This window comes from Arthrobacter sp. R-11, assembly GCF_049913155.1.
Classification (GTDB): domain Bacteria; phylum Actinomycetota; class Actinomycetes; order Actinomycetales; family Micrococcaceae; genus Arthrobacter.
On the sequence record NZ_CP183979.1, the window covers coordinates 1,287,280 to 1,300,981 of the forward strand.

General features: G+C 67.2%; 7 protein-coding genes. All 7 read left to right on the plus strand.

What is annotated here, in order from left to right; genetic code table 11:
* Positions 1–27: 27 nt before the first annotated feature.
* Positions 28–483 (plus strand): adenylyltransferase/cytidyltransferase family protein, encoded by a 456-nt coding sequence (locus ACN9M4_RS05775; protein ID WP_426302597.1) that lies wholly within the window; start codon positions 28–30, stop codon positions 481–483.
* Entirely contained in the window at positions 480–1,658 is a 1,179-nt protein-coding gene (locus tag ACN9M4_RS05780; protein WP_426302598.1) for a DUF1972 domain-containing protein, read from the plus strand. Before ACN9M4_RS05775 ends, ACN9M4_RS05780 begins: the two co-directional genes overlap by 4 nt.
* Positions 1,655–2,476, plus strand: coding sequence for a CDP-alcohol phosphatidyltransferase family protein (locus ACN9M4_RS05785; protein WP_426302599.1), 822 nt, complete (start codon positions 1,655–1,657; stop codon positions 2,474–2,476). The genes ACN9M4_RS05780 and ACN9M4_RS05785 overlap by 4 nt, the downstream gene beginning before the upstream one ends.
* Positions 2,473–3,246 carry a hypothetical protein gene (locus ACN9M4_RS05790; RefSeq protein WP_426302600.1) on the plus strand — a complete coding sequence of 258 codons (774 nt, stop codon included), beginning with the start codon at positions 2,473–2,475 and terminating at the stop codon, positions 3,244–3,246. Before ACN9M4_RS05785 ends, ACN9M4_RS05790 begins: the two co-directional genes overlap by 4 nt.
* Positions 3,243–4,208 (plus strand): hypothetical protein, encoded by a 966-nt coding sequence (locus ACN9M4_RS05795; RefSeq protein ID WP_426302601.1) that lies wholly within the window; start codon positions 3,243–3,245, stop codon positions 4,206–4,208. The genes ACN9M4_RS05790 and ACN9M4_RS05795 overlap by 4 nt, the downstream gene beginning before the upstream one ends.
* Positions 4,198–8,670, plus strand: a complete 4,473-nt coding sequence (locus tag ACN9M4_RS05800; RefSeq protein WP_426302602.1) for a PKD domain-containing protein — start codon at positions 4,198–4,200, stop codon at positions 8,668–8,670. The genes ACN9M4_RS05795 and ACN9M4_RS05800 overlap by 11 nt, the downstream gene beginning before the upstream one ends.
* 256 nt (positions 8,671–8,926) lie before the next feature.
* Positions 8,927–13,438, plus strand: coding sequence for a PKD domain-containing protein (locus tag ACN9M4_RS05805; RefSeq protein ID WP_426303406.1), 4,512 nt, complete (start codon positions 8,927–8,929; stop codon positions 13,436–13,438).
* Positions 13,439–13,702 lie beyond the last annotated feature (264 nt).

The following is a 13,702-nucleotide window of genomic DNA, read 5'->3' on the forward strand; positions in this document are numbered from 1 at the left end:
CCGCACACCGGAAGGGGTGTCTGCATCATGGGTCTCAGAATCGGATACGCGCCCGGCGCCTTCGACCTATTTCACGTGGGCCACTTGAACATCCTCAAGCACGCCAAGAGCCACTGCGACTACCTGATTGCCGGCGTCGTTTCCGACGAGATGCTGGAACTGGTCCGCGGCCGGGCAGCGGTGGTTCCCCTGGCCGAGCGGATCGAGATCGTCCGGAACATCGGATACGTGGACATGGCCTTCGCCGAAACCGTCCCGGACAAGCTGCAGGTCTGGGAACAACTGCATTTCAACCTGTTCTTCAAAGGTGACGACTGGAAGGGTACTCCCGAGGGGCTGCGGCTCGAAGAGGCATTTGCGAAAGTCGGCGTCGAAGTCGTGTACTTCCCCTACACAGTGCACACCTCCAGTTCCGCCCTGCGCGCAGCCCTGGAACTGATCGGGGAGCACCCCGACCGGCGCTCCGCCTGGAGCCGGCCATGAGCGGACTGCGGATCGCGATGCTGGGAACCCGCGGGGTTCCGGCCCGGTACGGCGGCTTCGAGACGGCCATCGAGGAGATCGGCCGCCGGCTCGCCGCGCGCGGCCACGAGGTCACCGTGTACTGCAGGCACAGCAACGGCAATCCGGAGGAGGATCCGCGGGACTACCTGGGCATGAAGCTGGTGTTCCTGCCTGCACTGCGCAAACGGGCACTGGAAACCCTCAGCCACACCGGGCTTTCGGTCACGCACCTGATTGCCCGGCAGCCGCGGCGCCGCAGCGATGCCGCGATCGTCTTCAACGCCGCCAACGCCCCCTTCCTGCCCCTGATCCGGGCCGCCGGCATCCCCGTGGCCACCCATGTGGACGGCCTTGAGTGGAAGCGTGCCAAGTGGGGCCCCGCGGGGCAGAAGTACTACCTCCGGATGGAGGCACTCGCCGTCCGCTGCTCCGACCTGCTGATCGCCGACGCAATCGGGATCCAGGAGTACTACCGGGAAAAGTTCGACGCCGACACCGTCTACCTCGCGTACGGCGCCCCCATTCAGTCGGGGGAGGAGTCCGCGAAGCTGGCAGAGCTCGGCCTTGAACCGCGGGGCTATCACCTGGTGGTGGCGCGCTTCGAACCGGAAAACCACGTGCACGTGATCGTGGACGGCTATGTCCGCAGCGCCGCGCGGACGCCGCTGGTGGTGGTCGGATCGGCCCCCTACTCGGACGAGTACACCCGCTCGGTCCACGCCCTGGGTGACGACCGCGTCCGCTTTGTCGGCGGAGTGTGGGACCAGGAACTCCTGGACCAGCTCTACGCCAATGCACGGATTTACTGGCACGGGCACTCGGTGGGCGGAACCAACCCCTCGCTGCTGCGCGCCATCGGATCGGGCACGGCCACCAACGCCTACGACGTCGGTTTCAACCGCGAGGTGCTCTCCACCGCCGGCCGCTATTTCAGCAGCCCGGACGAGGTGGCCGCGCTCGCCGAGGACGCCGAACGCGGGGAAGGGCTCGCCGAACGGGGCGAGCTCGCCCGTGCCTTCGCCCGCCGCTACGACTGGGACAAAGTGGCGGACGGCTACGAACTGCTGTGCCTGGACCTGGCAGCCAAGCGCGGGCGGCGGAGCAATCCCAAGCCAGCAAGAGTCAAGCACGGAACAGCGAGGGTGATGCGGTGAGCGTCAAAGCGGCCTCCGGTGTCGGGAGCTTCCCGGCGTACCGCAGCGCGCTTGTCCAAATGGGCACGGCGCAGAAGAATGCTGCGCGCAGCGCTCCGGCCTATTCGCTCTACGTCAATCGCCGGCTGGGACGCTACCTCGCGGCCCTGGCGTACACGGCAGGCCTCACGCCGAACGCCGTAACCGGAATCAGCGCCGTGTTCACCTTCGCCGGAATCGCGCTGCTCGTGATCTTCCCGCCGTCGTTGTGGCTCGGCGTAGCGGTGGCCCTCCTCCTGGCCACCGGCTACGCCCTGGATTCCGCGGACGGGCAGCTTGCCCGCCTGACGCGGACCGGATCTGCGGCAGGGGAGTGGCTTGACCACATCGTGGATGCGGTCAAGACCTCCCTCCTCCCGCTCGCCCTGATGGTGGGCCTGTACCGTTTCGACGCCGTTCCACCGCTGCTGCTGCTGGTGCCGCTTTTCGCGGCGGTGGCTTGTGCGGTCCTGTTCTTCAGCATGATGCTGACCGAGCAGTTGCGCCGGCAGCGCGGCGTCGAATCGTTGGCCGACGGTTCCCGCCGGCTGTCCTGGGTGCGCTCCGTGCTGGTGGTGCCCATGGACTACGGATTGTTGTGCTGGGTCTTCGTGCTCTACGGGGCAGTGCCGGTGTTCATGACTGTGTACACCGTGATTGTTGCGGCGACGGCGGCGTTCCTGGTCTTGGCGTCCGTCAAATGGTTCCGGGAGCTTTCCGTGCTCCCCGAAGCGCCGCGTGGAAAACATCTCCGGGAAACCGTCCCGGAAACTCCATCAGATCCTGGGGGTCAACGATGAAGAATTCCCCACGTTCCGGGCCAGCGCCCGGAAACGGAGCCGCCCGGCGTCCCGGGCCACGGCTTCGCGCGGCACTCCTGGTCGCCGCACTCGCACTTCCCGGTGCCGTCGTTGTCGTCTGGGCCGCCAACCAGCCGGGCATGCCCGGCGGAACGCCGCAAAGCGGCCAGGTGGCGCCCTCCGCGGCAACCGTCCCCGACGGCACCGGGAGCCCGACGCCGGGCGGTTCCGCGACGGCGGCAGCACCGCCGTCGGGAACAGCCCCCGGAGCGACGGGCACCCCCACCCCGAAGAGCACCACACCGGCAAACCCGGCACCGGTGGACCGCAAGGGCAAGACGGAACAGGAACTGGCCACGATCGCCCAGCCTGTAGCCCCCGCGGTGCCGCTGACGGCGAAGAAGACGGTCAAGAGCGGAATCACCGCGACCATCACGGAACTGCAGGCCGTGGACGGGGAGGCCAGGGGCATCGGCGAGATCGCCGGGCCCGCCCTCCGCTTCAAGGTGACGGTTAGCAACGGCACTACGGCCGCCGTGAAGCTCGGCACGGCGCTGGTCACTGTCACCTACGGCAAGGACGAGACGCCGGCAAGCCCGCTGAGCGGTCCCGGAGCCACGGAGTTTCCCTTGACGGTTGCCGCCGGTGCGAGTGCGTCGAGCACCTTGGTGTTCGGGGTGCCCAAAGACCAGCGCGGCGATGTCCGGATCTACTTCAGCCTCGATGCGCTCACGCCCATCGCGGCGTTTGAAGGGCAGGCCCCGCAATGACCGGCACCATCACCCGGCCGGCACAGCGCGGACCGGCCCGGATCCCCGAACCGGCGCGGAAGGTGGCCCGCCGGGTCCGCAAGGCTTCCAAGCGCTTCGGCGCGTACTCCTGGCTGGCACTGCTGCGGCTGCGCAATCTGCTGGTGCGCAGCAGCGCCACCGGCACCGCCGACGTCGTCGTGTCCATGACCACCTACGGGGCACGGATCGGCACCGTTGCCGTCGCCCTGGAGTCGATCGCCCGCGGCGAGATCAAGCCACGGCGGATGATCCTCTGGCTGGACGACCCGCGCCTCATGGACACCGAGCCGGCAGGCCTGCGCAGGCTCCGCTGTCGCGGCGTGGAGGTCCGGCTCAGTCACAACTACGGGCCGCATACCAAGTACTATCCGTATGTTTCGGCCCGTGAACTTGAGGGCTACCCCTTGGTCACGGCGGACGATGACATCATCTACCCGGCCAACTGGCTTCGCGTCCTGCTGGACGCAAACGTGGCCCACCCGGACATGATCCACGGCCACTGGGTAAGCACCATCGGGGTCAACAACGGCAGCATCACCCAGTACGAGGCCTGGGGGCGCCGGCGCGATACACGGCCGGCCTTCAACAACTTCGCACTGGGTGTCTCCGGGGTCATCTACCCGCCGGCGATGCTGCGGGAACTCAGGCACCGGGGAACCCTCTTCATGGACGTCTGCCCCGGCGCCGACGATATCTGGCTGCACTGGGTGGCATTGCGCGCCGGCATCCCCGTGCGGCAGGTGGACAGAATCCCGCGGCACTTCCCGATGATCCCCGGCAGCCAGCTCACGCCGTTGAACGAACTCAACGTCGACCAGCACCGGAACGACCACTGGATCCGGGGACTGTACTCAAATTCGGACATCGACGTCCTGGCGGCCGGCCAGGCAGCAGCAAGTACAACAAGGAATCTCTGGGACGGAGAGCACAATGCGTACTAAGCAAGAGACCGGGGCCGACGGCCGGCCCCCGGGACGGATGGTTTTCGGGAAACGCGTCGTGGCGGCCCTGCTGGGCCTGGCGACGGCGGTCTCCCTGGCCGTCCTGGGAACAGTGCCTGCCCGGGCTGATACTGCGCCCATCAATCCCAACGACCCCGCGACCCCGGTGACGGTTGCCGCGGACGGCCTGCCCACCGCACAGATCAACGGTGTGGCCTGGGCCCAGGTGATCATCGGCAACACGGTGTACGTGGGCGGCAACTTCACCGAGGCCAGGCCCTCCGGCGCTGCCCCCGGCACGGGTGTGGCCCGGAGCAACCTGCTGGCCTACAACCTGACCACCGGCGAGCTGATCAACTCCTTCGCGCCCACCACCAACGGTGAGGTCACTGCCCTCGCCGCCTCACCGGACGGCTCCCGGCTCTACGTCGGTGGTTCCTTCACAGCCGTGAACGGCTCCACGGTGTGGCGGCTCGTGGCCCTGAATCCAAACACGGGCGCCATCGTCACCCAGTTCCTGCCCAAGCCCTCCGCGTCGGTACGCACCATCGTTGCGACGGCGGACACTGTGTACTTCGGCGGCCTCTTCGACGCCGTCGGTTCGGTCAGCCGTGGCCGGCTCGCCGCGGTGACGGCCGCCAACGCCACCCTGCTGCCGTGGAATCCGATCGCTGCCGGCGGCCGGGTCAACGCCCTGGCCCTGGCGCCCGACGGGCTCAGCATGGTGGTGGGCGGTGCCTTCACCACGCTGAACGGATCCGCGAACCCGGGCTTCGGCCTCGGCCGGGTGGACACCAACACCGGCCTGAACCAGGCCTTCCCCATTAACAACGTGGTCCGCAACGGCGGCACCAACGGCGCCATCACCACCCTGGCCACGGACGGCACCAACGTGTACGGCGCCGGCTACACCTTCGGCCGCACCAGCACGCTGGAAGGCATGTTCTCGGTGAACTGGTCGGACAACACCACCAAGTGGATCGAAGACTGCCACGGCGACACCTACTCGATCACGCCGATGGGTGATGTCCTGTACCTTGCCGGGCACGCCCACTATTGCGGCAACGCAGGAGGCTTCCCGCAGGCGCAGCCCTGGCAGTTCAACCGCGGCCTCGCGTTCAGCAAGGCGGCCACCGGGGTCCTGACCCAGGAAAGCCACGGCTACACGAACTTCGCGGGTACCCCGCGGCCGTCCCTGCTCAACTGGTTCCCGATCCTGGACGCCGGTTCCTTCACCGGCCAGGACCAGGGCCCCTGGACCATGGCCAGCAACGCAGACTACGTGACCATGGCCGGCGAATTCACCATCGTGAACAACCAGCCCCAACAGGGCCTGACCCGCTATGCCAAGAGCAGCCTCGCACCGAACCTCCGTGGCCCGCGCGTGGACGGCACCAACCTCAACCCGACCCTGTCCACCCCGGCAGCCGGGCAGGTGCGCGTGCGCTGGCAGGCAAACTGGGACCAGGACAACCAGAACCTCACCTACCAGGTACTGCGGGACAACAATGTCATCAGCACCGTCCAGCAGCCCTCCACGTTCTGGGACCGCCCCGGCATGACCTTCCTTGACACCGGGCTGGTACCGGGCCAGGAGTACCGCTACCGGGTCTACACCACGGATCCCTTCGGCAACGAGGCCCGCAGCGACACGGTGACCATCACCGCCACCGATGTCACACCGCCGTCGAGCACTTATGCGGCATCCGTGTTGGCAGACAACCCTGCCAACTACTGGCGGCTCGGAGATACCCCCGGCAATACCGGCGTAGACCTGGCTGGCAAGGATGACCTCGAGGTCATGCCCGGCGTCAGCTTCGGGGCAGCAGGTGCGGTGATCGGCGAGTCCAACACCGCCGGGGCGTTCAACGGCACTACCAACAGCGTGGCCTTCAACCCCACCCTGGCAAAGCGGCCGAACGTCTTCAGCACCGAGGCCTGGTTCCGCACCAACACCAACAGCGGCGGCGAGATCATCGGCTACGGCAACTCGCAGAGCGATGTGTCTGCCGACTACGACCGGGTGGTCTACATGTCCAACATCGGCAGGCTCTTCTTCGGAGTCCAGCCGAATGGAGGCACCCGGTTCACCATCAACACCGCCAGCAGCTACAACAACAACCTGTGGCACCATGTGGTGGCGACGCTGGGCACCAACGGCATGCAGTTGTTCGTCGACGGCGTGCTGCAGGCCAGCCGCACCGACGTCACCACGGCCTGGCCGATCGACGCGTACTGGCGGATAGGTGGCGACAACCTCAGCGGGTGGACTTCCCGCCCGAACAGCCGTTACCTGAACGGCCAGATCGACGAGGTTGCCATCTACCCGACCGTGCTGCCGCTCTCCCGGGTGCAGGCGCACTACGTGGCATCCGGGCGCACCGTGGTTGCGCCGCCGGCCCCGCCGGTGGCCCGCTTCACCTCCAGCACCGACGGACTGACGGTCAGTGTTGACGGCACCACTTCCTCTGATGCCAACGGACCCATCAGCTCCTATGCCTGGACCTTCGGCGACGGCGGAACCGGTACCGGAGTGACGGCCCAGCACACGTACGCGGCAGGCGGCACCTACAACGTGCAGCTGACAGTCACGGACAACACGGGCCTCACCAACTCGGTGACTCACGCGGTGACAGTGACCGCGCCGCCGCCCAACCAGCCCCCGGTGGCTGCGTTCACCTCGAGCGCCACCAACCTTTCGGTCGCCTTCAACGGCACGGGCTCCAGCGATTCGGACGGCACCATCGCCTCCTACGCCTGGGACTTCGGGGACGGCGGCACTGCCACCACCTCGACGCCGTCGCACACCTACGCGGCGGCCGGTAACTACCAGGTGATGCTCACCGTCACCGACGACGACGGCGCCACCGGCACCCTGACGCAGACCGTCACCGTGACGGCACCGCCCGCGGATACGATCCTCGCCGCGGATGCCTTCGGCCGGACAGTAACGGGTGGCTGGGGCAGCGCCGACACCGGCGGGGCATGGACCCTGGCCGGCGGGAACAGCAACTTCGCCGTCAACAACGGCAGCGGAGCCATGACGATCGGCACGGCCGGGCAAAGCCGATCCGCGCTGCTTAACTCGGTGTCCACTGCGGACCTCGACGCGCGGGTGGAAGTCTCCGCGGACAAGGTCGCCAACGGCGGGGGCTACTTCGCCTCCCTGCTGGGCCGGCACGTGGGCAGCAACGATTACCGGGCCAAGGTCAAGGTGGCCAGCACCGGGGCCGTCTCGCTGTACCTCACCAAGGTGGTGGGCGGCGTCGAGACAACCATCGCAGGGCCGGTCAACATCGCCGGGCTGACGGTGGCTGCCAACGATCCCCTGGTCATCCGGCTGAAGCTGGAAGGCATCAACAACACAGCGGTCAGCGGCAAGGTCTGGCGTGCATCTGCAACGGAACCCGGCGCCTGGCAGCTCACGGTGAGCGACAACACGGACGCCCTGGAAGTCCCGGGCGGCGTGGGCCTGGTCAGTTACCTCTCCGGCTCCACGACCAACGTGCCCGTGGTCCTGCGCTACGACAGGCTGAATGCCACGGCCGGCGGCAACCCGACGCCGAACGTGCCGCCGGTGGCGGCCTTCACGTCCTCGGTCACGAACCTCACGGCCTCGTTCGACGCCGGCGGTTCCACGGACAACGACGGCACCATCGCCGGCTATGCGTGGAACTTCGGTGACTCGAGCACCGGGACAGGCCAGGCGCCGTCGCACACTTACGCTGTGGCGGGCACCTACCAGGCGACGCTGACCGTTACGGACGACGACGGTGCCACCGATGCGGTGACCCATTCGGTGACCGTGACCGACCCGCCGCCAGCGGCGCCTTTGGCCGCCGACGCCTTCGGCCGGACGGTTACGGGCGGCTGGGGCAGCGCCGACACCGGCGGTGCCTGGACCATCGGCAGCGGCGCGGCGAACTACAACGTGGCCGGCGGCGTCGGAACCATGTTGCTGGGCACCGCCGGAGCCTCCCGCACCGCGAACCTGAACGGGGTGACCGCTCCGGACGCGGACGTGCAGGTAAAGGCCTCATTGGACAAGATCGGCGACGGCGGCGGGACCTTCGTGAGCATCGCCGGCAGGCGGGTGGGAAGCGATGACTACCGTGCCAAGCTGAAGATCGCCGCCACCGGTGCCACGACCCTCTACCTGACCAGGACCTCGGGCGGCACCGAGACCACCTTGGTGTCCGCGAACGTCGCGGGCCTCACCCTGGCCGCCGGTGACGCCGTGCAGATCAGGATGCAGGTGACTGGCACGGGCCCGACCACCCTCCGGGCGAAGGCCTGGCGGGACGGCGCCACGGAACCGGGCACGTGGCTCCTGAACACCACCGACACGACTGCGACGCTCCAGGCTGCCGGTTCCACTGGGCTTGTGGCCTACCTCTCCGGATCGGCCACGAATATCCCTGTGACAGTGCGCTTCGACGACTACGTCGTCAGGGCACCCTGACAGCCGTGAAGTGCAAATGATGCCGCGCCCGCGGCCCCCCAGGGGGCGCCAGGGGGCAGCAGGATTCCGGCCGGAACCATGGACCGCTGCAGCAGTCCGGTTCCGGCTGCGGACCTTCGTTGCCTTTGCCGCCGCCGGCGCACTGGCCCTCTCCCTCGGGACCGTGGCCGCGCCGGCGGCGCTTGGCGACAGTGCCCCACCGGACCCGGCTTCTCCGGCAAGTCCGCCGACCGTGACGGCGGACGCCTTGCCCACCGTGCAAGTGGACGGCGTCGTGTGGCAGCAGGTCATTGTGGGCAACACCGTCTACGCGGCGGGAAGCTTCACCACCGCGAGGCCGGCGGGTTCCCCCGCGGGCACAGGCACGGTCCCGCGAAGCAATGCCCTGGCCTATGACCTGACCACGGGCACGCTGCTGCCGTTCGCCCCGGTGCTCAACGGCCAAGCCCTCAGCATCGCCGCGTCCCCGGATGGCAGCCGGATCTACGTGGGCGGTGACTTCACCACGGTGAACGGTTCACCCGTGTGGCGCGTGGCCGCGCTGGACCCATCCAGCGGGGCGCTCATCACCTCCTTCCTGCCGAAAATGGCCGCCAGCGTCCGTGCCATCGTTCCCACTGCGGACACTGTCTACATGGGCGGATTGTTCAATGCCGTGGGGACGTTGACACGCAACCGCCTCGCCGCTGCGTCCGCGTCCAACGGTGCAGTCCTGCCATGGAACCCGTCCGCCGACGACGGCCGGGTCAACGCGTTGGCACTGTCCCCGGACGGCAGCAAGGTGGTGGTGGGCGGCGCGTTCACTACCCTGAACGGCTCGTCGAACCCCGGGTACGGTTTCGCCGCTGTGGATCCGTCCGTGGGCGGGCTGCTGCCTTGGGAAGTGAACAACCGCGTCCGCAATGGCGGGGCGAACGCTGCCATCACCAGCCTGAGCGGTGACGCCGACAACGTCTACGCTACGGGTTATGTATTCGGCACCGGCGGCAATCTCGAAGGGATCGTGGCCGCCTCCTGGGGCGCCGGAAAGATCACCTGGCTGGACGATTGCCACGGGGACACGTATGCGGCGGTTCCGTTGGGGGACGTTATCTACAAGGTCGGACATGCCCATTACTGCGGCAACATCGGCGGCTTTCCGCAGACCGAACCCTGGAGTTTCCACCGGGGCCTGGCGTTCAGCAAAGCCGTCACCGGGACTATTGTCCGTGATCCGTTGGGCTACCCCAATTGGGAAGGGCTCCCCGCGCCGTCGCTCCTGAATTGGTTTCCGGACCTGAACACCGGCACCGTCACGGGGCAGAACCAGGGGCCATGGACGATCACGGGGAACAGCCAGTACGTGGTCATGGGCGGCGAATTCACCACAGTCAACGGCACCCCGCAGCAAGGGCTGGTCCGCTTCACGGTGAAGCAGAATGCCCCGAACACCCGCGGGCCGGTCCTGAGCGGGTCGAGAATCAACCCTACCCTCACGTCTCCGGCTGCCGGGACTGTGCGTGTCCGCTGGCAGGCCAACCACGACCAAGACAATGTGCGGCTGACCTACAAACTCACCCGGGACGGCGACACGGCCAACCCCATCTATACCGCAATCCAGGACAGTACATTCTGGAACCGGCCGGGCATGAGCTATGTGGACACCGGCCTCATCCCCGGCCAAAGCTACCGATACCGTTTGTTCGTCACTGACCCCCTCGGAAACGAGGTCCGCTCGGACACCGTGAGCATCATCCCGGGAAGCACCACACCTTCCAGCAGTTACGGGTCCGCCGTGCTTGCCGACTCGCCCGACCACATTTGGCGTTTCAACGATGCGGCGGGGCCGACCCTTGTGGACTCCGCGGGAGCAGAGGACCTGACGGCTTCAAGCGGGGCCGGGCTGCGGGCCGATGGAGCCGTGATCGGAGAATCCACGGGTGCCGCGACGCTGGACGGCACGGCGAATGGCGTCGCCGTGGATACCGGAATCCTGCGAGGCTCCAACTCCTTCACAGCAGAGGCGTGGATCCGGACAACAACCAGCACCGGGGGCCGGATCTTCGGGTTTGGCAACGTGGCTAGCGGGACATCCCGCGTGACCGACCGGAACGTGTACATGGACAACTCCGGCCGTATCTACTTCGGCGCCTGGAACGGCTCCCTACGCACGGTGAACAGCCCGGCGGGCTTCAACAACGGTCAATGGCACCAGATTGTTGCTTCGCTAGGCTCAGGCGGCATGTTCCTCTACGTGGACGGGACCCGTGTCGCTTTCCGCACGGATACCACCGTCGGAAGGGCATTCGACGGCTACTGGCGGATAGGCGGGGACTTGCTGAGCGGCTGGCCCAGCCGGCCCGGCAGCGACAACTTCCGGGGTGATGTGGACGAGGTGGCCGTCTACCCGGTGGCCTTGGGGCTTCAGCAGGTCCAGGCGCACTACCGGGCCTCCGGCCGCACGTTGAACGTGCCGCCCACACCTCCAACGGCGGCTTTCACCTCCAGCATGACCTACCTGACCCTGGCCGCCGATGGTTCCGGGTCATCTGACCCCAACGGCCCGCTCGTCAGCTACTCCTGGACTTTCGGCGACGGAACCTCGGCGACCGGAGTCACCGCCCAGCATGTCTATGCGACCGCCGGCACCTACACGGTCCGGTTGACGGTCAGGGACAGCGACGGCAATATCGCCAGCACGACGCGCAATGTCACGGCGACGGCGCCGCCGCCCAACCAAGCCCCGGTGGCCGCCTTCACCTCGAGTGCGGATCTTCTGGCGGCGGCATTCAACGGCTCGGCCTCCTCGGACCCGGACGGAACCATCACGTCCTATGCCTGGGACTTCGGCGACGGCGCAACGGCAAGCGGCCCGACGGCGTCGCACACGTACGACGCCCCCGGGACCTATGCCGTGCAGCTGACAGTGACGGACAACATCGGCGCGGTCAACACCGTGACGCATTCCGTGACGGTGGCCCTCAACCAACCGCCGATTGCCTCGTTCACGCAGAACGTCGTGAACCGCAGGGCCACCTTCGACGGGTCGGGTTCCTCTGACCCGGACGGCACCATCGCCGGCTACGCCTGGGACTTCGGCGACGGTTCAGTCGGTTCAGGCGCCCAAGTCACCCACGATTATGCGGTGGCCGGTACCTACCAGGCCACCCTGACCGTGACGGACAACCGCGGTGCCACCGCGACCGCCGGCAGTCCGGTCACCGCCACCGACCCGCCGCCAAACACCACCGTGGCCAGCGACGCCTTCGGGCGCACGGCCACAAGCGCTTGGGGCACCGCGGACACCGGCGGGCCCTGGAGCGTCACTGGAGGCTCCGGAAACTTCGCGGTGAACAGCGGCAGCGGAGCCATCACGGTGCCGGCACCCGGAACCGGGCCCTCGGCCTATCTCGGAGACCTGAACCTTGACGGCACTGATTCGGTGGTGACGCTCTCAGCAGACAAAGTGGCCAATGGCGGTGGAATGTTCGCCTCGCTGGCCGGACGCCGGGTGGGGACAAACAACGACTACCGCGCCAAGGTCCGGGTGGCCTCCAACGGCGACGTGACCTTGTATCTGTCCCGTGTGGTGAACGGAGCGGAAACCGTCCTGCAACAGCAAAGCATCAGCGGACTGAACTACGCCGCAGGCGTCCAGTTGCAGCTGCGCTTCGCGGTGGCAGGCACGGGGCCAAGCAGCATGGGGGCCAAAGTGTGGAGGACAGGGACCAGCGAGCCGCCGGCATGGCAATTGACCGCCACCGACTCCACCGCCATCCTTCAGGCCAGGGGTTCTGCAGGGCTGGCCACCTACGTCTCAGGATCGGCAACAAACGCCCCGGTGATGATGCGTTTCGACAACCTGATAGTCACTACCGGCAGCGGTACGGTGACCGGTACGCCGCCGACTGCAGCGTTCACCAGTTCGGCAAACGGACTCGCCGTGTCCGTAGATGGCAGCGGTTCCTCAGACCCTGATGGTTCTGTTGTCTCCTACGCCTGGAACTTCGGCGACGGCGCTTCTGCAAGCGGTACGACGGCGTCGCACACGTACGCGGCGGCGGGCACCTACCAGCTCACCCTCACGGTGACGGACAACACCGGGGCCACCGGCTCTGCGGTGCAGCCCGTGACCGTGGCGGACGGAGCGGCCGGCCTCTTGGCTGCGGATGCCTTTGGGCGGGTGTCTGCTTCGGGTTGGGGCAGGGCTGATACCGGTGGTGCGTGGACGGTCGGCAGTGGTGCGACGAATTACACGGTGGTCAATGGTGTGGGCATGATGCTCATGGGCACGGCCGGTGCCACGCGCTTGGCATATTTGCCGGGGGTGACGACGACGGCTGCCGATGTGCAGGTGCTGGTGTCGCAGGACAAGATTGCCGACGGCGGCGGTTCATTTGTGGGGGTGATCGGACGGAAAGTGGCTGCCGATGAGTACCGGGCGAAATTGCGGATCTTCGCCAACGGAACGACGTCCCTGTACGTGACCCGGTTGTCCGGCGGGACCGAGACGACGCTTCAGTCGGTCACGGTTGCCGGGCTGACAGTGGCCTCGGGGGACCAGGTGCATCTGCGGGTTCAAATGACGGGTACCGCGCCCAGCATGATCCGGGCGAGGGTGTGGCGCGACGGTGCGGCGGAGCCCTCCACCTGGTTGGTGTCTGCCACGGACACGACGGCTTCGCTTCAGGCTGCCGGCTCCACCGGGCTCATGAGCTATCTGTGGAGTTCAGCTACCAACATCCCGGTGAGGACAAGCTTCGACGACTACCTTGTGAGAGCGCCGTGAGAGTAGCCTGAAGGAACAAGCCTCCGATTGTCCCAGTGTTGGCGTAGGGGAGCCGGATTCCGGCTGGCGACATGGACCGGTATGGTCCGAGGGTCAATCGTGGGTAATAATTCCAGATCGCGTGATGGCTGCAGGGCCACAATCCTTGACGGCCACGTGTGTGAGCGGCTCAGCGCCCATTTGTTCCGGACCAAGGCCCGGCGGGAGAGCAAGTTCAACCCGCTCCGGATCTTTCTCTGGAACCCGATGCAAGTGCCCAAGCGT